At 41.1% G+C, this 25,641-nt stretch carries 21 protein-coding genes; 13 read left to right on the top strand and 8 right to left on the bottom strand.

Annotated elements, in window-relative coordinates; genetic code table 11:
* Positions 1–307: 307 nt before the first annotated feature.
* The 5 genes from B7717_RS05910 (at position 308) to B7717_RS05890 (ending at position 3,909) form a co-directional block, all read left to right on the top strand.
* The gene (locus tag B7717_RS05910) at positions 308–877 is read left to right on the top strand and encodes a TetR/AcrR family transcriptional regulator (protein ID WP_084944375.1); all 570 of its coding nucleotides are present in this window, start codon (positions 308–310) and stop codon (positions 875–877) included.
* Between the two features lie 45 nt (positions 878–922).
* Complete coding sequence (locus B7717_RS05905; RefSeq protein WP_025168435.1) at positions 923–1,450, top strand: flavin reductase; 528 nt, start codon at positions 923–925, stop codon at positions 1,448–1,450.
* 162 nt (positions 1,451–1,612) lie between these two features.
* Positions 1,613–1,936 carry a hypothetical protein gene (locus B7717_RS05900; protein WP_172837215.1) on the top strand — a complete coding sequence of 108 codons (324 nt, stop codon included), beginning with the start codon at positions 1,613–1,615 and terminating at the stop codon, positions 1,934–1,936.
* 8 nt (positions 1,937–1,944) lie between these two features.
* Positions 1,945–2,721 (top strand): ferredoxin reductase domain-containing protein, encoded by a 777-nt coding sequence (locus B7717_RS05895; RefSeq protein ID WP_084944374.1) that lies wholly within the window; start codon positions 1,945–1,947, stop codon positions 2,719–2,721.
* A gap of 111 nt (positions 2,722–2,832) precedes the next feature.
* A complete protein-coding gene (locus tag B7717_RS05890) occupies positions 2,833–3,909 on the top strand; it encodes a DUF2974 domain-containing protein (RefSeq protein ID WP_084944373.1) in 1,077 nt (358 codons plus the stop codon).
* Between the two features lie 81 nt (positions 3,910–3,990).
* Here the strand turns inward: B7717_RS05890 and B7717_RS05885 are convergent, their stop codons facing one another.
* Complete coding sequence (locus B7717_RS05885; RefSeq protein WP_084944372.1) at positions 3,991–9,948, bottom strand: YSIRK-type signal peptide-containing protein; 5,958 nt, start codon at positions 9,946–9,948, stop codon at positions 3,991–3,993.
* A 552-nt stretch (positions 9,949–10,500) separates the two neighbouring features.
* On the opposite strand from B7717_RS05885, the gene B7717_RS05880 reads away from it, so the two are divergent.
* Positions 10,501–11,694, top strand: a complete 1,194-nt coding sequence (locus tag B7717_RS05880) for a ferredoxin reductase family protein (RefSeq protein WP_084944371.1) — start codon at positions 10,501–10,503, stop codon at positions 11,692–11,694.
* 101 nt (positions 11,695–11,795) lie between these two features.
* On the top strand, positions 11,796–12,425 hold the full coding sequence (locus B7717_RS05875) for an MBL fold metallo-hydrolase (RefSeq protein ID WP_084944370.1): 630 nt from the start codon (positions 11,796–11,798) through the stop codon (positions 12,423–12,425).
* A 39-nt stretch (positions 12,426–12,464) separates the two neighbouring features.
* Here the strand turns inward: B7717_RS05875 and B7717_RS05870 are convergent, their stop codons facing one another.
* Positions 12,465–14,357, bottom strand: a complete 1,893-nt coding sequence (locus B7717_RS05870; RefSeq protein ID WP_049519283.1) for a M13 family metallopeptidase — start codon at positions 14,355–14,357, stop codon at positions 12,465–12,467.
* Between the two features lie 179 nt (positions 14,358–14,536).
* Here B7717_RS05870 and B7717_RS05865 point away from each other — a divergent pair, with 179 nt between their 5' ends.
* The 6 genes from B7717_RS05865 (at position 14,537) to B7717_RS09740 (ending at position 18,931) form a co-directional block, all read left to right on the top strand.
* Positions 14,537–15,259 (top strand): metal ABC transporter ATP-binding protein, encoded by a 723-nt coding sequence (locus B7717_RS05865; RefSeq protein WP_044021194.1) that lies wholly within the window; start codon positions 14,537–14,539, stop codon positions 15,257–15,259.
* Positions 15,256–16,104: a metal ABC transporter permease gene (locus tag B7717_RS05860; RefSeq protein ID WP_000559774.1), complete on the top strand. Its 849-nt coding sequence runs from the start codon at positions 15,256–15,258 to the stop codon at positions 16,102–16,104. The genes B7717_RS05865 and B7717_RS05860 overlap by 4 nt, the downstream gene beginning before the upstream one ends.
* Positions 16,105–16,129: 25 nt before the next feature.
* The gene (locus B7717_RS05855; protein WP_000733087.1) at positions 16,130–17,059 is read left to right on the top strand and encodes a metal ABC transporter substrate-binding protein; all 930 of its coding nucleotides are present in this window, start codon (positions 16,130–16,132) and stop codon (positions 17,057–17,059) included.
* A 122-nt stretch (positions 17,060–17,181) separates the two neighbouring features.
* Positions 17,182–17,676: a thiol peroxidase gene (gene tpx / locus B7717_RS05850; RefSeq protein WP_000206541.1), complete on the top strand. Its 495-nt coding sequence runs from the start codon at positions 17,182–17,184 to the stop codon at positions 17,674–17,676.
* An 83-nt stretch (positions 17,677–17,759) separates the two neighbouring features.
* Positions 17,760–18,410 (top strand): metal-dependent transcriptional regulator, encoded by a 651-nt coding sequence (locus B7717_RS05845; RefSeq protein ID WP_049489567.1) that lies wholly within the window; start codon positions 17,760–17,762, stop codon positions 18,408–18,410.
* Positions 18,411–18,517: 107 nt separating this feature from the next.
* A complete protein-coding gene (locus tag B7717_RS09740; protein ID WP_084944369.1) occupies positions 18,518–18,931 on the top strand; it encodes a hypothetical protein in 414 nt (137 codons plus the stop codon).
* 31 nt (positions 18,932–18,962) lie between these two features.
* On the opposite strand, the gene dtd is transcribed toward B7717_RS09740, so the two are convergent.
* The 6 genes from dtd to cysS form a co-directional block, all read right to left on the bottom strand.
* Entirely contained in the window at positions 18,963–19,406 is a 444-nt protein-coding gene (gene dtd, locus B7717_RS05835) for a D-aminoacyl-tRNA deacylase (RefSeq protein ID WP_070657777.1), read from the bottom strand.
* Between the two features lie 29 nt (positions 19,407–19,435).
* Entirely contained in the window at positions 19,436–21,652 is a 2,217-nt protein-coding gene (locus B7717_RS05830; protein WP_070657775.1) for a RelA/SpoT family protein, read from the bottom strand.
* 144 nt (positions 21,653–21,796) lie between these two features.
* The gene (locus B7717_RS05825) at positions 21,797–22,927 is read right to left on the bottom strand and encodes an ABC transporter ATP-binding protein (protein ID WP_000229944.1); all 1,131 of its coding nucleotides are present in this window, start codon (positions 22,925–22,927) and stop codon (positions 21,797–21,799) included.
* A 113-nt stretch (positions 22,928–23,040) separates the two neighbouring features.
* Positions 23,041–23,910, bottom strand: a complete 870-nt coding sequence (locus B7717_RS05820) for a helix-turn-helix domain-containing protein (RefSeq protein WP_084881450.1) — start codon at positions 23,908–23,910, stop codon at positions 23,041–23,043.
* 3 nt (positions 23,911–23,913) lie between these two features.
* On the bottom strand, positions 23,914–24,300 hold the full coding sequence (locus tag B7717_RS05815) for a Mini-ribonuclease 3 (RefSeq protein ID WP_000567909.1): 387 nt from the start codon (positions 24,298–24,300) through the stop codon (positions 23,914–23,916).
* A complete protein-coding gene (gene cysS / locus B7717_RS05810) occupies positions 24,293–25,636 on the bottom strand; it encodes a cysteine--tRNA ligase (protein ID WP_084856987.1) in 1,344 nt (447 codons plus the stop codon). The genes B7717_RS05815 and cysS overlap by 8 nt, the downstream gene beginning before the upstream one ends.
* Positions 25,637–25,641: the final 5 nt, after the last annotated feature.

The raw sequence follows: 25,641 nt of genomic DNA, 5'->3' as shown, positions 1-25,641 counted from the left end.
TTATTTCTCAAAGTATCAAAACCCTTCATATCAGATTTACGGATCAGTATCTCATACTGTTTAGAAGCCTATTTCCCAAATCCAGATAAGAAAACAGATGCTAAATAGAGAACATTCCCACTGATATCATACCTTATTTTTAATTATAGTTCCAGCCTTATCCTATATTTTCCTTTTTGTACTCATTTAGTTAGCGTTTCTTTAACTTATTTAATAGATCTAGCCTTCTTATTGACAAGCTAGCCATGATTTGTTAGAATATGAATGAACAAATAAATTTATTCATTCATAAAGCGAAGGAGGTTAAATCCTATTGGACAAAAAACAATCTTTAAAAACAGCAGCCTATGAAGTTTTTTCGAAAAAAGGTTACAAGGCAACAGGTATTTCAGAAATTGCTAGGCAAGCTGGTGTTGCAGTTGGTTCTTTTTATAACTATTACGAGAGTAAAGAAGCCATTTTTCTAGACATCTATATAGATGAAAACAACCGTGTTCGCCAAGCTATGATCGAAGAACTGGATTGGGAAATTGACATGATCGACCTCATTGGTCAACTATTTGCTCAGTCCAGAACTCTCGTTTCTTCCAATAAAATCCTTGCAGAATGGTACAATCCTGCCATCGCAGATGAGTTACACAGCTACTATTCCTCGGAAGAAGGCAAAGTCGCAAATCCTTTTCATCAGTTTCTAGTTAAAACTTTTACAAATCGTATGCAGTCTGAAGGGTACTCGCCAGAAAAGATTCAAGATATTTTACAGGTTTATAATCTGTTTTACTATATGGATATGCATATCACGGAAAAAGATTTTCCAGATATTGGCAAAACTGTTGAAATACTTGCGACCAACTTCATTAAAGGAGTTCTTAAATAACAAATATAATTTAATTATAGGTGAATTGGAGAAAGAGGAATGAACATGGAATTTAGAAAAAAAGAGTACAAACCGTTTGACATTTTTGACAGTGAATGGGCGGCAATAACGGTAGGCAACAGGGAAAAGTTCAATGCCTGCCTCGTGTCATGGAGTAGCCTTGGAAATATTTGGGGAGCACCGGGAAAAAGTAAGGCGACTGTAACCCTATATATACATCCGTCAAGATATACAGCTGAGTTTATTGATGATAGTGAATACTTTACTGTAAGCTTTTTTGATCCAAAATATAAAAAGGCACTTGCATACCTTGGAAGTCATTCAGGAAGAAATGAAAATAAAATAGAAAATGCCGGACTTATGGCAATTCCTATAGGTAAGACAATGGGATTTAAAGAGGCAAAACAGACTTTTTTATGTAAAAAGCTTTGTAAGCAACAGTTTGACAAGGAGAGTTTTGTACAGGAAATAAGGGATTACTATGAATTGTATCCAGATATCTATACTGACGGACATGGTGGCTGGGAACCTCATTTTATTCTTATAGGTGAGATAGAACAGATTATAGATTAAATGGATATGCTATATTTGATATTATTTACATAGAAAGGACAAAATTTTTATAAGAAGAATTGATTTTTTTATTTTTTGAAAATATATGAATGAACTAATATTTTATTCATTCAATAATATAATAAAGGAGATTTTATCATGGACAAACAAGGAGTTAAAAAAATGAATGGATTAGGTATTACAGGAATTTCTCTTGCCATTATTGGTATTTTGATCATTATTTGGGGAGCTACACTACAACAGGTTGATTTATCAAACCCTGATTTTATGTCCTTTGCGACTGGAGGTATGATTTTGCTGGCTATAGGGTTATGTATGATTGCCGGCTTACCTGTTATTTTAAAAATTGCGGGTATTTGGTTGGCGGCATTGACTACCATGATTTATATTTACAGCCTACCTAATACTGATTTGCTTATCAAACTGATTGGCTTTATTCCTGTTATCGCACTGGCTACTTGGCTATCTTTTAAATTTTGGAAATGAGGAAAATAATGAAAAGAGGTAAAAAAATGTTGATAATTATTATATCTATTCTGGTGGCTATATGCCTTATTTCTTGGGGTGTAATAACCTATCTTGGACGTAGTCAAGCTTTGTCTTTAAAATCCATTGAAAATTTCAATGGGGACCTTTACTTAATACATTTGACGAAACCTACTAATATGACATGGAAAGCAGGGGCTTATGCTAAGTTTACACTCCCTGATACCTCGTCTACTGCTAGTAAATATGAAGCTAAGGGAGAGCAGACCAGTCGATGGCTAACTATTGCCTCCACACCTGATGAAGATGAAATCCTCATTTTAACGCATAATAGTGGTAGCCACTTTAAGGAAACCTTGACACATTTACCGGCTGGAAGTGAGATTGAGATGAGTTGGCTGGATTCCTCTTTGACTGTTAAAGATACGAATCAGCCACTAGTTTGCTTTGCATCTGATGTTGGTATTTCTGCTCTACGCCCCCTTATCATAGAATGGGCTGGTAAATGTCCGATTATTCTCAACCATTTTGACAAAGGAGTTACTATTTTCGATAATGAGATGAAGGAACTGGCTCAAAAAACATCGAATTTTACTTATAAAACTAGCGATGAACTTTCTCAAAGTCAAGAATTTTTAAAACGTGCTATTGATGAATACGGCAATCAAGCCAGCTATCTCATCACAGGTCAGCCTGATGATGTAAATGAGATGAAGAATTTTTTAAAGGAAAATGGGATTGATAGCAAAAACATACAAGTAAGCTCGTTTAGAGGTTTGAAATAGGATCAATCTATCTTCTATGTATTTCAATCAAACCCTACTAGGTCATTCAAACAAGCCTACTAGCCAATTCTATGTAAATGTGGTAGGATAAACATAGAGAAAGGAGCTTTTATGGCCAATATTTTTGACTACCTGAATGATGTAGCATACGATTCCTTTTATGACCTCCCCGTGAACGAGTTAGATGTTCTTGCCTTGACTGAATTAACCTATCTTGCTTTTGATGGTGTAGTCACCCAAAAACCCCAGCGCCTCATAGATCTTGCACCCCAAATTCCTAGAGACACGACGATGTTGACCAATAAAAACCGTCTCCAGTTGTTGGATCAACTCTCTCAACACAAACGGTTTAAAAATTGTAAGCTATCAAATTTTATCAATGATATTGATCCTGAATTGCAAAAACAGTTTGCGGCTATGACTTATCGTATCAGTCTCGATACTTTTTTGCTTGTTTTTCGTGGGACGGATGATAGTATCATCGGTTGGAAAGAAGATTTCCATATGACCTATATGAAAGAAATCCCAGCTCAAAAACACGCCCTCCAGTATTTACAGGATTTTTTTGCTCAACATCCTAACCAAAAAGTTGTCATAGCAGGACACTCAAAAGGGGGCAATCTAGCTATCTATGCTGCTAGTCAACTCGATCCACTTTTACAAAAAAACATTGTCGCTGTCTATACTTTTGATTCCCCTGGGCTTCACAAGGAACTAACCGAAACACCTGGCTATCAAAACATGATGGAAAGAACGAAAGTATTTATCCCACAAGGTTCTATCATCGGGATGATGCTGGAAATTCCGGACAAAAAAATCGTCGTTCGAAGCACTGCCTTAGGCGGTCTTGCCCAGCATGACACCTTTAGTTGGCAGATTGAAGACAAACACTTTCTCCAACTAGACGAGACCAATAGTGACAGCCAGCAAGTTGATACTACCTTCAAGGAATGGGTTGAGACGGTCCCTGATACGGAACTGCAGCTCTACTTTGACCTCTTTTTTGGAATCATTCTCGATGCAGGCATCTCTTCTATCAACGACCTCTCTTCCTTCAAGGTCATTGAACACATTCACCATCTCTTTGTCCAAGCTCAATCCCTCACTCCTGATGAAAGAGACACCATGGGACGCTTAACCCAACTCTTGATTGATACCCGTTACCAAGCTTGGAAAAATCGAGAATAGACAAAAACCAACTAATCTAACGATTAGTTGGTTTTTTGTTTCAGAAACTAATGGATACTACTTAGAATCTCGAGTATAGAATTAGTCTTCTTTTTTCTTGCGAGACACAAGTCCAAATCCGCTCATCAAACCAAGTACTCCTAGAGCTGCCAAAGCTGCATGATCTTCCGTACCAGTATTAGGTAATTCTTTGGTTGCTTTAGTAGTTGGAGATTGCTCAGTCGGTTTTTGTTGAGGAGCAGTAACAACTTTTTCGTAGACATGTTCTGTGTCGCCATTTGGAAGTTTCTTAGTCTCTACGAAGCGGTAGCCTGGAATATCTTTCTTAGGTTGTTCACCGTCTTCGGTTGGGTGGCCTGGAATTTCATTGCCTTCCTTATCCTTATGACTAGTCTTAACCTTCTCATAAACGTGCTCTGTGTCGCCGTTTGGAAGTTTCTTAGTCTCTACGAAGCGGTAACCTGGAATTTCTTTCTTAGGTTGTTCACCGTCTTCGGTTGGGTGGCCTGGAATTTCATTGCCTTCCTTATCCTTATGACTAGTCTTAACCTTCTCATAAACGTGTTCTGTGTCGCCGTTTGGAAGTTTCTTAGTCTCTACGAAGCGGTAACCTGGAATATCTTTCTTCGGTTGTTCACCGTCTTCGGTTGGATAACCTGGAATTTCATTCCCTTCCTTATCCTTGTGACTAGTTTTCACTTTTTCGTAGACATGTTCTGTGTCGCCGTTTGGAAGTTTCTTAGTCTCTACGAAGCGATAGCCTGGAATTTCCTTCTTAGGTTGTTCACCGTCTTCGGTTGGGTGGCCTGGAATTTCATTCCCTTCCTTATCCTTGTGATTGGTCTTAACCTTCTCATAAACGTGTTCTGTGTCACCGTTTGGAAGTTTCTTAGTCTCTACGAAGCGGTAGCCTGGAATATCTTTCTTAGGTTGTTCACCGTCTTCTGTTGGATGTCCTGGAATGTCATTCCCTTCCTTATCCTTATGACTAGTCTTAACCTTCTCATAAACGTGTTCTGTGTCGCCGTTTGGAAGTTTCTTAGTCTCTACGAAGCGGTAGCCTGGAATATCTTTCTTAGGTTGTTCTCCGTCTTCGGTTGGATGTCCTGGAATGTCATTCCCTTCCTTATCCTTATGACTAGTCTTAACCTTCTCATAAACGTGTTCTGTGTCGCCGTTTGGAAGTTTCTTCGTCTCTACGAAGCGGTAGCCTGGAATATCTTTCTTCGGTTGTTCACCGTCTTCTGTTGGATGTCCTGGAATGTCATTCCCTTCCTTATCCTTATGACTAGTCTTAACCTTCTCATAAACGTGCTCTGTGTCACCGTTTGGAAGTTTCTTAGTCTCTACGAAGCGGTAGCCTGGAATATCTTTCTTAGGTTGTTCTCCGTCTTCGGTTGGATGACCTGGAATGTCATTCCCTTCCTTATCCTTATGACTAGTCTTAACCTTCTCATAAACGTGCTCTGTGTCGCCGTTTGGAAGTTTCTTCGTCTCTACGAAGCGGTAGCCTGGAATATCTTTCTTAGGTTGTTCACCGTCTTCGGTTGGATAACCTGGAATGTCATTGCCTTCCTTATCCTTGTGACTAGTCTTCACTTTTTCGTAGACATGTTCTGTGTCGCCGTTTGGAAGTTTCTTAGTCTCTACGAAGCGGTAGCCTGGAATATCTTTCTTAGGTTGTTCACCGTCTTCGGTTGGATAACCTGGAATGTCATTCCCTTCCTTATCCTTATGACTAGTCTTAACCTTCTCATAAACGTGTTCTGTGTCGCCGTTTGGAAGTTTCTTAGTCTCTACGAAGCGGTAGCCTGGAATATCTTTCTTCGGTTGTCCACCGTCTTCGGTTGGGTGGCCTGGAATTTCATTGCCTTCCTTATCCTTATGACTAGTCTTAACCTTCTCATAAACGTGTTCTGTGTCGCCGTTTGGAAGTTTCTTAGTCTCTACGAAGCGGTAGCCTGGAATATCTTTCTTAGGTTGTTCACCGTCTTCGGTTGGGTGGCCTGGAATGTCATTCCCTTCCTTATCCTTATGACTAGTCTTAACCTTCTCATAAACGTGTTCTGTGTCGCCGTTTGGAAGTTTCTTAGTCTCTACGAAGCGGTAGCCTGGAATATCTTTCTTAGGTTGTTCGCCGTCCTCGGTTGGAATTAATGTATTCCCCTTAGTATCTACAAATGAAGTAATTGGACGGACAGTCGGAGTGTATCTTGCAGTTATTTCTGTTCCGTTCTTATCAACTCGTTTGACTGTAACTCCTGAAGCCTTCCCAACAAAGTCTTTTTCTGGTGTGAAAGTTACCACACCATTTTCATCAATGGTATAAGTTCCTTCTCCCGGAACAACTTTCTTAGTTGTGCCATCATCAAAGGTTGGTTTAACATTTTCATCAATTTCAACAGTCTTCTCTACACCGTTTACTTCAACTTTACCACCAGTAAAAGTTGGTGTACCGTTTTGTGTTTGCCCTTTAGGACCTTCAGATTCATCATCTGTAGAAGTTGGTTTAACAGGTATTACAGTTGGAGTATACGTTGCTGTAGCAGTTGCTGTAATATCCGTATCATTAGCATCTTTTCCTAATTTTGCAGTAAGTGAAACTGTGACAGGTGTAGCTGTACCGGTAAATGTCTTCAATGGAACAAAAGTTACTTCACCTGTTTCATTATCAATTGAGTAGGTACCCTGACCATCAATTGTTAGAGTATCAACAAATCCACCTGTTTTTGGATCTACTAACTTAGCAGGCGAAAAAGCACTTGGTTTTACTGGTGATCCATCTCCAACAGATGTAAAGGTTGGAGTTTCTTTTTGAGTAGCACCTTGAATATCAGTCGAAGTCACATTATGCCCTTCAATCGTATCAGTTACTGTAATATGGTAGGTTGTTGTAGCGGTTGATGAATCAACTCCATGATCAACTCCCGACTCAGTTCCACCGATTGTTGCTTCAGTAGTGTAATTTCCATTACTATCAATAACATCAATCTTAACAGTATATACCCCTACTTCATTTAAGCTATATCCACTAGCAATATTGTAGTTATTTGCATCTTGTTTAGTGTCATAAACCTTCTGAACTCCTGAAGGAGATGTTACTGTAATACGAGTAATGTAAGTTGTTTTTCCGTACTTAGTATCTTCAGAGTCTGAGATGCTTACTGCAGCTTTTGCTTCATTACGAAGGTCAACAGCTGTACCTTTTGTTGAAGTATAATCTTGTGAAGTTGCTGTTGGTTTTGTATTTACAACCGTTGCCACGTCTGTATTTGTGGCAATAGTCCCTCTAATAATACCACCAAATCCAGACTTAGTATGAACTTCCCAAGAGTCATTTCCTAGCTTAGTAGCGGTCACTTCTGTGCCATCAGACGACGCCCAGGTATTTGAATGTTTATCGTAGGTGATCGTTACTGACATTCCATCACCTGTTTGATTTGTGTTCTTAGAAACATAAATCGTTTCTGGACGAGTTGGCGTTTCGACACTTGTCACTTTCTCAGTGCTATCAAGCTGTCGAATGTACTCATAGATATAAAATTTCATACCACCGTCTTGCTGAGCTTCTGTGTACACTTGACGTTTAGTCCATCTTGTCGTACCATCACCATTCAGTGTTTTACTTTCAGCATAGTCGCCAGGTAACTCCCAGTGTCCAGTAGCCTTATTAAAAGTCGCAGTATGTTTTTGCCCATCTGTTCCATTTAACTCAACTTGTTCACGTAAGAAAGTTCCCTTAACATTTTCAGCAGATGCTTCTACTTTGATATTATCAACACCAACTTTGGCAGTTGCCTCTGATGTCACAGGAATATTAAAGACTGTATCGGAATCTACAATACCTAATTCTTGATTTTCAGAAACAGCTGTGTTGGTTGAGGCACTGTCTACGAGCCATTTGCCATTAACTGCTTTTAGATTGGTTACAGTACCATCAGGCATTGTTACCTTAGCACTTGATGCACCTTTAGAAATTTTAACTGGTACAACTGTTGAGTAAGTTTCAACGTTTTGAACCTCAACCTTAGGTTTCACGACTAATGTTACAGTAGCATGTGCTTCTTGTCCAGATTGGTTCCAGACATTATTATTAGCCAATTTATCATAATCTTTTGCAAATACGGAGACTGTGTAAATTCCTGCTTCAGTTAATTTTCCAGAAATGATTCCTCTCCCCATATTCGTTTGATCAGCAGCTTGCTCATCAGAAGTACTATTTGCAACACTATAGCTAGTACCTGGAATTAGGACTTTAGAATCATCTAATTGTTCACCAATAGTATTATATCCCGAAACTCCTGTCACTGCTCTAGAAAATCTTTGAGGCACTCTTACAACTTTTCCTTCAACCGTCGTGTAGTTATAAGTTCCTCGACTATTTGCTGGTGTTGCACTGGCACCTGATTCGTCATAGAATTGAATGTTTACATTAGCATCATCACCTACTTTACGATCATAACGCTCAGAATCTGATTTTATTTTAGGAGGCGTACTATCTTGCCATCCGACCCAACCAGCACGAAGATTCTGAATTTGGAAAGTTACCGTACGACCGTCTGTATTGGTCGCAGTAATATTAAATCGTAAATCATAAACTCCATTTTCAATATCCGCTATAACTTTTCCTTGAATTGTGTCTGTTTCTGAATCGTATGTCAATCCCGGCACAAGGTTAGTTGGGGTTACAGAAGTTAAACTCCAACCAGCTTGCTTGGCATTCTCAGAAACAGCGATACGATCTTTCAAGCCTTTAATATAAACTCTGTCAACTCCTTGTTCATACCCATAGCCATAAATTTCTGTAGCTAGGTATTCATAACCACCGTTAGCAGAGTATATTGACGTCGCAGCGTTTGAAATTCTTGACCCATCCGCACGGAGTTTATTTCTCCAAAGTGGTGCTTCTTCAGCTAACTTTTTAGCAGCATCAGGGGTTAATGGATAGTCTACACGTCCTTTGTTGTTATGTCCAGTTTTTCCACCTTGTTCTGTATGCATCCCATTTCCAGCATTGGTATCTTCACCAGTCCGTTGATTAGAATAGACTTCAATCTCTAGCCCTGTAGCATCAGTACCCGTAATTAATTTAATTTCTTGGACTGGAATTGTATAGGTATCTTTACCAGTATGATTTGAAGCGTTTATTTCCGATGCATGAGTTGTGTTAGAACCCTCTTCGGCATAGAAATCTTGAGCAGCCAAAGCTACTCCGAAGTTTCCGTCTTTTCCAACTCCCGCTTTCTTCAAATCATTGTAGACAGCAAGAATGGAATCATTTAAGCGTGACAATTGATCATTGATTTGTTTAGCTGTAAGGGTATCATTCGCTAGGACTTTTTTCGTTTCTGCAATAACTTCTTTATTATTAGCTATCGCCGCCTCAATTGCCGCTTTGTTTTCAGCCTCAAGCTTATTTTTCCGGACTGCTTCAGTTGCTAAAACATTGGTTACCTCAGCTTCAGACGTAACTTGTTCTAAGACTTTTTTACCTTCTTGGACTGGTTCGACAGTTTCTTTTGTTTCTTCTACTTTTTCTGCTTTTTCTGTAGATCCCGTTATTTTCTCAACTTCGGTAGACTCAGCAAATACCGTAATTAAATCTCTAATCTTAGCAAGTTCAGTATCCACTTCCTCTTGCTCAACTATCTCTTTTGAGATGACAGATTTCGCAGAATCTAATAGTTCTTTAGCAGATGATAATACTATGTCATCTATATTCTTTGCTGTTTTTACTTTCTCTTCAAGTTCTGTAATTTTTTTAACTAAATCCGTTTTATCAACCGTCTTAAGGGCAACTTCTTTTTCTTTTTTTATCGAATTTTCAGGTGTTTTTGTTTCCGTAGAAGATTCCGTATTCAATGTCGATGTTGAAACAAGCGTAGTATCTGCTCCTTGAAGTTCCATCGCAGATACTGCTCCATTGCCCAAAAACATCAAACCTGCTGAAATTGCTACTGATGCTACTCCTAAACTATACTTTCGAATCCCGTATCGAATGTATTTCTCCGTTCTAAAACCCTGTTGCTTACTCTTCATAAGATACACAACCTCCCTATTTTTATTATGTCGATATTGAAATATAGAAAAACAAAATTTCTTTCTCTCCTTAAAAAGGCTTTTAAATTTTGATATTTCAAAAGGATTATATCCTCATATTCAATATGCATATTCATACTAACATTTTCTGTTCTCTTTTTCAATATTTTTAATAATTTTATTTTAGAAAAATACAAAAATAATTTAATGGTAAATGTTTTAAAAAACCAATATCCACTTAGGTTTACAGCATGTAAACCCCCATAACCATTTATCTTATAATTAAATAAAATACACTTTAATGTATCAATTTATTTTTTAGAGTCTTGTAGAAGTTAAATTTTCCCAAGCCTTACATTGTTATAACAAAAAATTTTCTATAAGAAGTGCACAAATTTAACAGTATATTTCTTAGCCATTATTTATAGATTATCATGAAGATTTGACTTAGAGGCCTAGAACCTAAACCTTGACGAGAGATTCTTTTTTTGTTAAAATGTAACAAACCTTATTACATCTAATATAAGGTAAATCCATGAAAGGACTTCTACTATGAAATCATTAAAAGGTATTTTATTTATCGGACTTAGTATGCTTCTGACCATTCTAACTTGGCTCAGTTCAGGTGCCAGTCAGTTTCTAATCCCTGGTTTAGCTCTCACTACGCTCTCACTTACTTTTATACTAGCTAGCCGTTTACCCTTACTTGAAACTTGGTTTAACGGACTTGAAAAGATGTATCTAGCTCATAAATTCACCGCTTTTCTATCCATTCTCCTACTAACCCTACACAACTTTAGCATGGGCGGTCTCTGGGGTTCGCATTTGGCCGCACAGTTTGGAAATATCGCTATCTATATCTTTATCAGCATTGTTCTGGTTGCCTATCTGGGACAATATATCCAGTATGAAGCATGGAGATGGATTCATCGATTGGTTTATCTAGCCTATATCTTTGGCCTTTTTCATGTTTTGATGATCATGGGAAATCGTCTCCTCTCCTTTAGTTTCCTAGGTCTTATCTTTGGAATCTATGCTATTTTAGGCTTGCTTGCAGGATTTTATATTATTTTCCTTTATCAAAAGATCGGTTTCACCTATCTTGGAAAAATCGTAGGAATCAAACGCCTCAACCACGACACGACTGAAATTGAAATAGAGCTCAGTCATCCTTTCACCTACGAATATGGACAATTTGCCTTTCTAAAAATTTTCCAAAAAGGTTTTGAGACTGCTCCACACCCTTTCTCCATCTCTGGGGGACAAGGACGAACTCTTTATTTTACGATAAAAAACTCTGGTGACCACACCAAAAATATCTATGATAATCTTCAAGTTGGTAGCAAGGTTGCAGTTGATCGCGCCTATGGGCATATGACTATGGAACATGGTCCAAAGCAGCAAATCTGGATTGCAGGTGGAATTGGAATGACACCTTTCATCTCTTATATCCGAGAACACCCTATCCTAGACAGGAACGTCCGCTTCTACTATAGTTTCCGTGGAGAGGAAAATGCTGTCTACCTAGATCTACTTCGTGACTACGCCCGTCAAAATGCTAACTTTGACCTGCAGCTGATCGATAGCAATGAAAAAGGATACCTGACTTTGGATCAAGAAGAAATCCCTGACCAGACTACTGTTTATATGTGTGGACCGCTTCCTATGATGAAGGCCCTTGCCAAGCAAATCAAGAAAAAGAATCCCAAAACAAAACTCATTTACGAAGGTTTCAAGTTTAAATAAGATCATTGTCCCTCTAACACAAAAGAGGGACTTTCTTTTCACTTTATTTCTCTCTTCTATGCTATACTTAGTTTAATACATTCTTTGAGATTGGAGCCAGTATGAAAATCCATAAAACCGTGAATCCCGTTGCTTATGAAAACACTTATTATCTGGAAGGAGACCAACACCTGATTGTGGTTGACCCAGGTAGCCATTGGGAAGCTATCCGCATGACTATCGAAAAAATCAACAAACCAGTCTGCGCGATTCTCCTGACCCACACCCACTACGACCATATTATGAGTCTGGACTTGGTTCGTGATACTTTTGGAAATCCTCCAGTTTATGTAGCAGAGAGTGAAGCATCTTGGCTTTATACACCTATAGATAATCTCTCTGGTCTCCCTCGTCATGATGATCTGGCAGATGTGGTCGCAAAACCTGCAGAGCACACCTTTGTCTTTCATGAGGAATACCAGCTTGAGGAATTTCGTTTTACAGTTCTACCAACCCCAGGGCACTCTATCGGCGGTGTTTCTATCGTCTTTCCTGATGCCCATCTAGTCTTGACGGGAGATGCCCTATTCCGAGAAACCATCGGACGAACAGACCTTCCTACAGGTAGCACGGAACAACTCCTCCATAGCATTCAGACGCAACTCTTCACTCTTCCTAACTACGATGTCTATCCTGGTCATGGTCCAGCTACGACTATCGCTCACGAAAAGACCTTTAATCCTTTTTTCTAGCAAGCAAAAAACCAAGGAAGAAAATCCTTGGTTTTTGTCTTACCAAATAATCACACGATCCTCTGGTGAACGCCACATACCGTCGCCTTCTTTGACATCATAAGTTGTAAAGAAGTCATCGAAGTTTGGTACTTGGACATTGACACGGAGTTTAGCAGGCGCGTGCACATCGACACTGGCCATGAGTTTCATCAACTCCGGACGGCCTTTCATACGCCAGATACGAGCAAAGTTGTGGAAGAATTCTTCAGCAGAGAAGTCTGGCTCTCTCTTAGCAGCTTCAAGGGCTGCAGCAATTCCTCCAAGGTCAGCAACGTTTTCTGAAACTGTCAACTTACCATTTATAGTGGCACCATAAGATTCTTGACCATCAAACTGGTCGATAACTTTCTGAGTTTTTTCCTTAAAGGCAGTATAGTCACTCTCTGTCCACCAATCCTTGAGGCTACCATTTTCATCAAAGGAAGCTCCATTTGTATCAAAGGCATGAGAAATTTCGTGAGCGATAACTGCTCCGATACCACCATAGTTGGCTGAAGATGACTGATGCAAGTCATAGAATGGAGCCTGTAAAATGGCAGCTGGGAAAACAATCAAGTTCTTCTGAGGATTGTAGTAGGCATTAACCATGTGTGCTGGCATGCCCCACTCCTTGTAGTCAACTGGCTGGTTCCACTTGCTCCAGCTGTGCTTGATTTCCACACGCGCAAAGGCTAGGGCATTCTCAAAGAGACTGGCAGTTTCGTCCACTACCTTGTCCTTGTAGCGGGCTGGCAATTCCTCTGGATAACCGATATAAGGCTTGATGACATTGAGTTTGACAATAGCCTTATCACGCGTTTCAGGAGTGAGCCAGTCATTCTTAGCCAAACGTTCCTTATAAACATCAATCATAGTCGCCACTTTTTTCTCTACGTCTGCCTTAGCTTCTGGGGAGAATTTTTCATGCGCATACCAGAGACCAAGGGCTTGCTTAAAGGGACCTTGGGCCAAGTGATAGGCTGCCTTGACCTTGTCCTGAGCTTCTGGAACACCTGAAAGGGCACGTCCATAGGCACCTGATAGGACACGAATCTCGTCTGTGAGATAGCTGGTTGAAAGATTGACCACAGCCAAAATCAAGGTTGCCTTAAGCAAAGGCCACGCTTCTTCACTATAAAATTGGTCTGCTGCTTGCCAGAAACGTTCCTCATCTACGATAACCTTATCTGGAGTTTGTCCAAGAACTGCTTGGAAGAAATCATCCAAAGGTAGGGCAGGGGCAAATTTCTTGAAATCTTCATAAGCGTATGGATGGTAGAGTTTGGCATATTCTGAACTTTCTTCGTTTGAAAGAACCACTGCTGCGATACGACGGTCCAATTCCAATCTCTTCTCTAGTAAGTCTTCGATTTCCTCATCTGAAAAATCATAGGCTTTGAGAAGATTTGCGCTACTTTCCTTCCAAAGCGTCAAGAGCTCCTCACGTTGAGGATGGTCTTCAGCATAGTAGGTTGTATCTGGCAAGATAGTTCCTGGTGCACTTGCCCAGAGAACATTGGTTCTGGCATCCATAAAGTCTGGTGATACTCCAAATGGAAGGAAGTTTGGTTTACCTGCTAGTTCAAACTCTGCCAGTTTGCTGGTAAAATCTGCAAAGCTCTCCAAATCTTGGTATTCCTTGAGCAGAGGAAGGACAGGCTTGATTCCATCTGCATCCCTCTTATCAAAATCACGTACCATACGATGGTACTTAACAAAATTTGCGAGGATAGCGTCCTCTGGAACATCTTCGCCTTCCAACCACTTGTCCGTAGTTGCCAGCATTAACTCTTCAATTTCCTCATCAAGGTCAATAAAGCCACCTGTTCGAGATTTATCAGCTGGAATAACAGCTGTTTTTTCCCATTCTCCATTGATTGCATCATAAAAATCGTCTTGATAACGTGTCATCTTGTTCTCGCTTTCATTTTTTCACTTATTCTTAGCTTAGCAAAAATCCCTGGGGAATGCAATTAAAAATGGTCTCTCTTTTTTCTTCATTTTTCAGTTATTATTTTAAATTTTTTAAAAATTAACTTGACTTAATTTTTTTTTTAATGTATATTAAAAGACAGGAGGAAAATAACTGTATGATACGTATCGAAAACCTCAGTGTCTCCTACAAAGAAACGTTGGCACTAAAGGATATTTCACTAGTGCTCCAAGGACCAACGATTACCGGAATTATTGGTCCAAACGGTGCTGGAAAATCAACTTTATTAAAAAGTATGTTGGGAATTATCCCACACGAAGGTCAGGCCTTTCTCGATGACAAAGAAGTCAAGAAATCTTTACATCGAGTTGCCTATGTCGAGCAAAAAATCCATATCGACTACAATTTCCCTATCAAGGTCAAGGAATGTGTCTCACTGGGACTCTATCCATCTATCCCGCTCTTCCACACTTTAAAGGCCAGCCACTGGAAAAAAGTGGCGGATGCACTTGAAATCGTTGGACTCTCAGACTATGCTGATCGCCAAATCAGTCAGCTCTCTGGAGGACAATTCCAACGTGTTTTGATTGCCCGCTGCTTAGTGCAGGAAGCTGACTACATCTTTTTAGATGAGCCTTTTGTCGGGATTGACTCGATCAGTGAAGAGATTATCATGAATACACTGAGAGACCTTAAAAAAGCTGGTAAAACAGTTCTCATCGTCCATCATGACCTCAGCAAAGTCCCTCATTATTTCGACCAAGTTATGCTTCTCAATCGAGAATTGGTTGCTATTGGTTCAACTGAAGAAACCTTTACCGAAGTCAATCTCAAAAAAGCTTATGGTAGTAAGCTCTTCTTTAATGGAGGTGACCTATGATAGCAGAATTTATCGATGGATTGCAACATTTCCATTTCCTACAAAATGCCCTGATAACAGCTATAGTCATCGGGGTGGTTGCTGGAGCCGTGGGATGTTTTATCATCTTACGTGGAATGTCTCTCATGGGGGATGCCATCTCTCACGCAGTTTTGCCCGGCGTAGCCCTTTCCTTTATCTTGGGAATTGATTTCTTTATCGGAGCGATCATCTTTGGCTTGATGGCTTCCATCATCATTACCTACATCAAGGGCAACTCTATCATCAAGAGTGACACTGCCATTGGTATTACCTTTTCATCTTTCTTAGCCTTAGGTGTCATCTTGATTAGTGTTGCCAAGAGTTCGACAGACCTCTTCCATATCCTTTTTGGGAATATCCTCGCTGTCCAAGATACGGACATGTGGATCACCATTGGTGTGGGGGCATTGATTCTCTTGATTATCGGGATTTTCTTTAAACAACTATTGATTACATCCTTTGACGAACTCCTGGCTAAAGCCATGGGAATGCCCGTCAATTTCTACCACTATCTGCTCATGGTACTCTTGACCCTTGTGTCAGTCACTGCCATGCAAAGTGTTGGAACGATTCTTATCGTGGCCATGTTGATCACCCCAGCTGCGACGGCTTACCTTTATGCTAATAGCCTAAAGAGCATGATTTTTCTTTCATCAACCCTAGGGGCAACCGCTTCTGTTTTGGGACTCTTTATCGGCTATAGCTTCAATCTCGCAGCAGGATCCAGCATCGTGCTCACATCTGCCAGCTTCTTTTTAATCAGTTTCTTTATCTCTCCAAAGCAACGATACTTGAAACTAAAAAATAAAAAAATCAATAAATAAGGGGAAACCCTTCTGGAGGAATCTAATGAAAAAATTAGGTACATTGCTTGTACTCTTTCTTTCCGTCATTGCTCTTGTAGCATGTGCTAGCGGAAAAAAAGATACGGCTTCTGGTCAAAAACTAAAAGTTGTTGCTACAAACTCAATCATCGCTGATATTACCAAAAATATCGCTGGCGATAAGATCGATCTTCACAGTATCGTTCCTGTTGGTCAAGACCCACACGAATACGAACCACTTCCTGAAGACGTTAAGAAAACTTCTCAAGCTGACTTGATTTTCTATAACGGTATCAACCTTGAAACAGGTGGCAATGCTTGGTTTACCAAATTGGTCGAAAATGCCAAGAAAACTGAAAACAAAGACTACTTTGCAGTCAGCGAAGGCGTTGATGTTATCTACCTTGAAGGCCAAAACGAGAAAGGCAAAGAAGACCCACACGCTTGGCTCAACCTTGAAAATGGGATGATTTATGCTAAAAATATCGCTAAACAGCTCATTGCCAAGGACCCTAGCAACAAGGAATTCTACGAAAAAAATCTCAAAGACTATACTGAAAAACTAGACAAACTGGACAAGGAAGCCAAAGAGAAATTTAACAATATCCCTGCTGAGAAGAAACTCATCGTAACCAGCGAAGGATGCTTCAAATACTTCTCTAAAGCCTACGGTGTTCCAAGTGCCTACATCTGGGAAATCAACACGGAAGAAGAAGGTACTCCTGAACAAATCAAAACCTTGGTTGAAAAACTTCGCCAAACAAAAGTTCCATCACTCTTTGTTGAATCAAGTGTCGATGACCGTCCAATGAAGACTGTTTCACAAGACACAAACATCCCAATCTACGCACAAATCTTTACTGACTCAATCGCTGAAGAAGGCAAAGAAGGCGACAGCTACTACAGCATGATGAAATACAACCTTGACAAGATTGCTGAAGGTTTGTCAAAATAATCCATTAAAAAACGTCATTCTCACATGAATGGGCGTTTTTTTATCACTTAATTTCCGGTCAAATCATTGGAAAAATCTGACAATTCTCGGTAAAATAAAAGAAAAAAGAATGGAGTAGTTTCATGACCACTTTTCTCGGAAATCCTGTAACCTTTACAGGTAAACAACTGCAAGTCGGAGACAAGGCACTTGACTTTTCTCTCACTACAACAGATCTCTCTAAAAAAACGCTAGCTGACTTTGATGGGAAGAAAAAAGTCTTGAGTGTTGTCCCTTCTATCGATACTGGTGTCTGCTCAACGCAAACACGTCGCTTCAACCAAGAACTAGCTAACCTCGACAATACCGTCGTTCTTACTGTTTCTATGGACCTACCATTTGCCCAAGGACGCTGGTGTGGGGCTGAAGGCCTTGACAATGCCATCATGCTCTCAGACTACTTTGACCATTCTTTCGGACGCGATTATGCCCTTTTGATCAACGAATGGCATCTCCTTGCACGTGCCGTCTTTGTTCTCGATACTGACAATGTCATCCGTTACGTAGAATACGTTGACAACATCAACACGGAACCAGACTTTGAAGCTGCCATTGCTGCAGTGAAAGAACTGGACTAAAATCAAAGCCATTAGGGCAGAAGGCTAGAGAAATCTAGCTTTTTTTGATATACTAGATGGAGAGAAAAGACAAGAGGAAACGAATGACGCCAAATAAAGAAGACTACCTAAAATGTATTTATGAAATCGGTACGGAAATGCAAAAAATCACCAATAAAGAAATTGCTGCCCGTATGCAAGTCTCTCCACCTGCCGTAACAGAGATGATCAAACGCATGAAAAGTGAAAATCTCATCCTCAAGGATAAGGAGAATGGCTATCTATTGACAGATATTGGGCTCAAACTAGTCTCCGAGCTCTATCGCAAACACCGATTGATTGAAGTCTTTCTAGTTCACCATCTCGACTATACCAGTGACCAGATCCACGAAGAAGCTGAAGTCCTAGAACACACTGTATCCGATCTCTTCGTAGAGAGACTGGATAAACTGCTTGGCTTCCCTAAAACCTGCCCCCACGGAGGAACCATCCCAGCCAAAGGAGAGCTCTTGGTTGAAATCAACAACCTACCTTTAGCAGATACCAAAGAAGCTGGAACCTATCTCCTGACTCGGGTTCACGATAGCTTTAATCTGCTCAAATACTTAGAAAAGCATGAAATTCATATCGGTGACCAAGTCCAAGTCAAGCAGTTTGATAATTTTTCCAATAGCTTTACTCTAGTCAACAAAGACGAAGATCTCCAAGTTAGCATCGATATCGCCAAACAACTCTATGTCGAAAAAATTAACTAAGCCCTTATCCCTGAAAAAAGTTCCTTTCAGGGATTTTTTATTATTTTGCTTGTAAGTCCCATTCGTTTGGTGTAGAATGAAGCTAGATAAAAGAGGGAGGTCTTCCTATGAAAAAGCTCTTTAGAATCCATTTTGCAGCCATTGCAGTCAGCGATTTGCTACTGTTGGTAACTTTCAGACCCCGATACGAACTTTCTTTGGAGAGAGGCCTGTTTTTTTGCTTCATTTTCATCTTCGCTCAAGGACCACTGCTATTTCGCTTGGTCAATCGACTCAAAAAACATTTCTCTGAGATTTATCCTCAGATGAACAAAAAAATTCGCTTCTACTATTTAGGAGTGCTCATCAGCGATTTTCTATTATTTGTCTTTTTATCCATCACTGGCCCTCAATATTTCTACTCTCTTACTCCAGTCTTTACTTCCTGTCATTCTACTTTATACTATATAACGGCTAGCCACCTAAGAGAAAACTATCCCGACTTTTACAACAAACACATCACCTTCTGGGAGTGTCTATAAACAAAAACCAAGCCAGCTGGGCTTGGTTTTCTTATCTATTTTTAGTATCAAGAATGATGGTAACTGGCCCATCATTTACCAGCTCCACCTGCATATCCGCTCCAAAGATGCCTGTCTGAACAGGCACTTCCTGAGCTAGCTTTTGGTTGAAAGCCTCATAGAAGGCAGCTGCCATATCCGGCTTGGCTGCACCTGTAAAGGCGGGGCGATTGCCTTTCTTAGTATCCGCAAAGAGGGTAAACTGGGAAATAGAAAGGATTTCTCCTTCAATATCCTTGACAGATAGGTTCATTTTCCCTTCCGCATCAGAAAAAATCCGCATGTTGACGAGCTTTCTCACAGCATAGTCCAAATCTTCCTCTTGGGCCTCTGGACCAACACCGACCAGCAATAAGAGTCCCTGATTGATCTTTCCATGAACCTGACCTTCGATACTGACTTGAGCTTTTTTAACCCGTTGGATAATGATTTTCATAATAGCCTTTCTAGTAAGAGCTAGGACAATTAGCCGTTGGTCCGTTTGACGGAGTAAACCTCTGGTACACTTTTAATCTTATCAACGACCGTGGTCAGTGTAGAGAGGTTGGAAATACCAAAGGAGACATGGATATTAGCAAATTTCATATCCTTGGTTGGTTGAGCATTAACGGTTGAGATATTCTTAGTTGTGTTGGAGAGAACTTGCAGAACATCATTTAAGAGCCCTGTACGGTTGAGACCATAGATATCGATGTGGGCGGTGTATTCCTTGCTTGAGAATTGATCTTCCCACTCCACATCAAGGAGACGTTGCTCATAGTTTTCTTGGGCACGGAGATTCATACAGTCCACACGGTGAATAGCTACACCGCGTCCCTTAGTAATGTAGCCGACAATGTCGTCACCCGGCACTGGATTGCAACACTTGGCAATACGAACGAGGAGGCCTGAAGCACCTTCAATGACCACACCACCCTCATGCTTGACCTTGATGGTTTCTTTGTTCTCGACCTTAACTTCGCCACCTTTGACAAGCTCTTCTGCCTCCGCCTTGGCCTTAGCGCGTTCTTCCTCACGACGTTCCTTTTCGGTCAAGCGGTTAAAGACGGTAATAGCGCCAATTTCTCCAAAACCAATGGCTGCGTAGAGAGCCTCCTCTGTCTTGTAGCTGGTCTTTTGAAGAACCTCATCCATATGGCGCTTGTCCATGAATTTATTGGCTACATAGCCGTTTTCTTGGAACTGGGCCATCAACATCTCACGGCCCTTGTTAACGGATAATTCCTTGTCTTGATTTTTAAAGAACTGACGAATCTTGTTGCGCGCCTTGCTGGTCTTGACCATGTTGAGCCAGTCACGACTCGGACCAAAGGAGTTGGGATTGGTGATAATTTCAACCTGATCCCCTGTCTTGAGCTTGGTTGTCAGCGGAACCATACGGCCATTGACCTTGGCACCAGTCGCTTTTTCACCGACTTTGGTATGGATTTCATAGGCAAAATCAATCGGTCCTGAATCTTTTGGAAGAGAGCGAACCGCACCATCTGGAGTAAAGACGTAAATCTCCTCCGCCAGATAGTTTTCTTTAACAGAGTCCACAAATTCCTTGGCATCATCAGCCTGATCTTGGAGCTCCATCATCTCCTTGATCCAGTTCATTCCAATAGCAGATTCCTTGCTGTTGACCTGTCCTTTAATGCCTTTCTTATAAGCCCAGTGAGCTGCTACCCCGTACTCAGCCACCTCGTGCATTTCCTTGGTCCGAATCTGGAATTCAATCGGCCCTTTTGGTCCATAAACGGTTGTATGGATAGACTGGTAACCGTTGGCCTTACGATTGGCGATATAGTCTTTGAAGCGACCTGGCATAGGTTTCCAAAGTTCATGCACATAACCCAGCATGGCGTAAACATCACTCTGGGTATCTAAGATACAGCGAATGGCAATCAGATCATAAATTTCCTCAAAGCGTTTCTTCTTATCCTGCATCTTGCGGTAAATCGAATAGATATGCTTAGGACGACCATAGATTTTCCCTTTGAGATTGCGTTCGGTAGCATAGTCCTCCAACTTGGTTACGACTTCATCGACCAGAGCCTCACGTTCTCTGCGTTTTTCCTTCATCATGTGGGTGATTTTGTAAAACTCAGTTGGATTGAGGTAACGGAAAGATAGATCTTCCAACTCCCACTTGACACTGGAAATCCCTAGACGATGAGCAAGTGGTGCGTAAATTTCCATGGTTTCTCTGGAGATACGTTCTTGCTTGTCCTTTCGAAGGTGTTTGAGAGTCCGCATATTGTGCAAACGGTCCGATAATTTAACCAAGATAACACGGATATCCTCAGACATGGCCATAAGCATCTTGCGGTGATTTTCCGCCAATTGTTCCTCAAGTGATTTGTACTCAACCTTACCAAGTTTGGTCACCCCATCAACGATAATCCGAACATCATGACCGAACTCTCTTTCCAAATCATCCAGTGTCGCATCTGTGTCTTCAACCACGTCATGCAAAAAACCACAGGCAACGGTTACGGCATCCAGCTTGAGCTTAGCCAGAATCCCTGCTACCTGAATGGGATGGATAATATAGGGCTCACCTGATTTCCGAAACTGCCCACTATGACAATCAACTGCGTAAATCAATGCTTTTTGTACAAAAGCAACGTCTTCCTTTGTTAAATATTCTCTCGTTAAAGCGACTACCTGATCGCCCGTCAAATTCACTTCTTTCGGCATCTATACTCTCCAATTCTTCCTACCATTTTATCACTTTTTTAAGAATATTAAAACTAGAAAAGCCTGTTTTCATGCCGAGCCTGTGCATTTAAAAGAAAAAACACTGCAAGAGAAACTCTGCAGTGCTTTGCTATTCTATTTATCTTAGTAGACTGTTTTTTCAGTTTCTACATCAAAGAAGTGTGCTTTGTTCAAGTCAAATCCAAGTTCAACTGTTGCACCCGTTTGCAAGTAGTCACGAGCATCCACTTTGGCAACAAACTCATCTTTACCAACTTGGCAGTAAAGGTGAGATTCTGAACCAAGCAATTCTGATACAGAGATGGTTGCTTTAACCACTGATTCTGGGAATGTTTCAAGGAAAGCAGGTTCTGCATTCACATCTTCTGGACGAATACCGAAGATCAATTCTTTTCCTTCGTAGCCTTTGTCACGAAGAACTTTCAAAGCACCTTCTGGAACTTTCAAGCGGAAACCGTCAGAAACAATTTCGCTACCAACTAATTTTACATTGATGAAGTTCATAGCTGGGCTTCCGATGAATCCTGCAACGAACTTGTTAACTGGATTTTTGTAAACTTCTTGAGGAGTACCGATTTGTTCAACACGTCCGATAGTACCTGTACCAGCTGGGTTCTTAGTTGCTGACATGATAACGATACGGTCTGCAAGAGTCATCGCTTCTGTTTGGTCGTGGGTTACGTAGATAGTTGTAGCTCCGATACGACGGTGAATCTTCGCAATTTCAGCACGCATAGATACACGAAGTTTGGCATCCAAGTTTGACAAAGGTTCGTCCATCAAGAACACTTTTGCATCACGGACGATCGCACGACCCATGGCAACACGTTGACGTTGACCACCTGAAAGGTCAGCTGGTTTACGATCCAAGAACTCTTTCAAGCCAAGGATTGCTGCTGCTTCTTGCACACGTTTGTCGATGTCTTCTTTGCTGTACTTACGCAATTTCAAACCGAAAGCCATGTTGTCATATACAGTCATGTGTGGGTAAAGAGCGTAGTTTTGGAATACCATGGCGATGTCACGGTCTTTTGGAGCTACGTCGTTGACAACCACGCCATCGATAGATGCAGTACCTTCTGTAATGTCTTCAAGACCCGCAATCATACGAAGAGTTGTTGATTTACCACATCCTGAAGGACCTACGAAAACGATAAATTCTTTGTCTTTGATGTCCAAGTTGAAGTCTTCAACTGAATAGTGTTCGCTGTTTGGATATTTTTTGTAAATATTTTTAAGATTTAATTCTACCATCGAGGTGAACTCCTTTTGTCTTTTGATAGTTTTATTATAGATGAAAACGTTTTACATTTCTATGGCAAGGTGACCAAAAAAATAAAAAAGTTCTGTGCAACTTGCACAAAACTTTAAAGAATATCTGGTAAAATCAACTGATAACACAAGGTAAGATCCGTTAACTCCTTCAACTGAAGTCCTGTCAATTCTTCCCATTTGTCAATCTTGTATTGGAGAGAATTGCGATGTAGATAGAGTTGCTGGGCTGTTTTAGTTAGGACAGCACTATTTTCCCAGAGAGAAAGGATAATTTCCTGAATCTGATCCTGATCCAAAATCATCTGGTGCAGACATTCTTTAATGACTCTCAGGTCCACAATCCTTTCTCCCATACTCCAAAGATAGAGTTGTGAAAAGGTGTGTACACCTTGATGACCTTGACGCCACCATGTCTTAAACAAATCCCGCTCCGCTTTGATTAAGTCTGATAGGGCTTGATAGCCTATCTGAGACCACACCTGCCCCAACATGATAGACAGACGAAGGCCAAAGTCATACTCAACCGCTTCAATCGTATCAGATAAGATTGAGCGGACAGAGCTGTATTTATCTTGCTGGAGGACAAAAACATAATCCTGAGCCCCGACCTGTAGCACTGTCTGGCAGTTGGGAAAAAGAGTCCGCATCATATCCAGCCAAGAAGCTAGATTTTCCTGTTGGTAATAAGACAGATGGCAATAAACCAGCTGAATCTTTTTGAAAGCTTGCGGTGCCTGCCCCTTCCCCTCGATCAGATAGGGATACCAAGGATTGAGCGAACGAGCCTGCTCCTGCTGGGTTAAAAGGGCAACCAGCTGCTTTTCACGCTCGCTGAGTCCAGCTTCCCCCAGTAAAATCCACTGCTTAGAAGCTAAAGGGAGAGTGAGATAGCCTGGTTTCTCTACTGGCTGATCTGAAATCTGAGCTTCAGGAAACCAGTCTTGTAATTCCTTTGCAATCATATTCTAGCCCTCCACTTTTTGGATGCACCAAGAAATTATGGTCTCTAGACGCTCCAGATTTTCAGTCAGATGGAGATAGCCCATGACCGCTTCAAATCCCGTGGACATACGATAAGTCACGACATCTGCATTTTTAGCCTTTGTGTGGCTATTGGTGTTACGTCCCCGTTTATAGATTTCTTCTTCTTTTTCCGTCAGGACTTGCTCTTCCAACATGAGGGCAATCAAGCGAGCCTGAGCCTTGGCCGACACATACTTTGTCGCCTCTTGGTGGAGTTTATTGGGCTTGGTCATACCTTTGAGGATGAGGTGACGGCGGATATACATAGAATACACCGCATCCCCCTCAAAAGCTAGCGCAATCCCATTAATGAGGTTGACATCAATCACGTGTCCACCTCACTCCATCTTTGGTATCCAGTAGCTTAATCCCTTGAGCAGCCAATTGGTCACGGATTTGGTCTGCTGTCGCAAAGTCACGATTCGCACGCGCCTCTTGACGTTTTTGGATCAAAGCTTCAATCTCTGCATCCAAAACTTCCTCGACAAAGACAATACCAAAGACCTCTAACATAGCCGCAAGAGCTTCCTTAACACTTACATCATAGTTGCCTGAATTAATCCACTTGGCCATTTCAAAGACAACTGTGATACCATTGGCAGCGTTAAAGTCCTCATCCATAGCCGCTACAAACTTATCTTTAAAGTCTTGTAACTCTTGAGCATCTACATTTCCAGTAAATGGTTGCTCATAGGTGTTCTTTAGATACTTGAGATTTGTCTCGGCATCACGCACTGCTTTTTCTGTAAAGTTGATAGGCTTGCGGTAATGCTGAGTGGCAAAGAAGAAACGAAGCACTTGGCCATCGATGGTTTTGAGGGCATCATGGACTGTGATAAAGTTGCCCAAGGACTTGGACATCTTGACATTTTCGATATTGACAAAGCCATTGTGCATCCAGTAGTTGGCAAAAGTCTGACCAGTCTTGGCTTCTGATTGGGCTATTTCGTTGGTATGATGCGGAAACTCTAGGTCAGCTCCACCACCGTGAATATCAATGGTATCTCCCAAAATCTCTGTCGACATAACCGAACACTCGATATGCCAGCCCGGACGGCCTGCTCCCCAAGGGCTGTCCCAGAAAATCTCACCTGGCTTAGCTGCCTTCCAGAGAGCAAAGTCCACTGGATTTTCCTTACGGGCGGTCTCCTCATCTGTCCGACCAGAAGCACCCAACTCCAAATCTTCCAAGGTTTTATTAGCCAACTTAGCATAGTTGTGAGATTTTTCCACACGGAAGTAGACATCCCCCTGGCTTTCATAGGCATAACCTTTTTCAATCAAGTCTTCCACAAAACGAATGATATCAGCCATAAACTCCACTACACGCGGATGGCGGGTAGCAGGCTTGACGCCTAAGGCCGTCACGTCTTCACGAAAGGCAGCGATGTACTTGTCCGCAACCTCCTGAGGCGTGATACCTTCTTCCTTGGCGCGATTGATAATCTTATCATCTACATCTGTAAAATTGGAAATATAGGCAACCTCGTACCCACGGTATTCGAAGTAACGTCGAATGGTATCAAAAGCTACCGTCGAACGTGCATTCCCCACGTGGATATAGTTATATACGGTTGGCCCACAAACATACATCTTGACTTTGCTGTCCTCAATCGGGACAAATTCTCGTAAATCACGAGACATGGTGTCGTAAATTTTAATCATGCAGT

This window comes from Streptococcus oralis subsp. oralis (genome assembly GCF_002096495.1).
In the GTDB taxonomy this organism is placed as follows: Bacteria; Bacillota; Bacilli; order Lactobacillales; family Streptococcaceae; genus Streptococcus; species Streptococcus oralis_CU.
The sequence above is the reverse complement of the archived record's forward strand: the minus strand, read 5'-3'. Positions and strand labels throughout refer to the sequence as shown.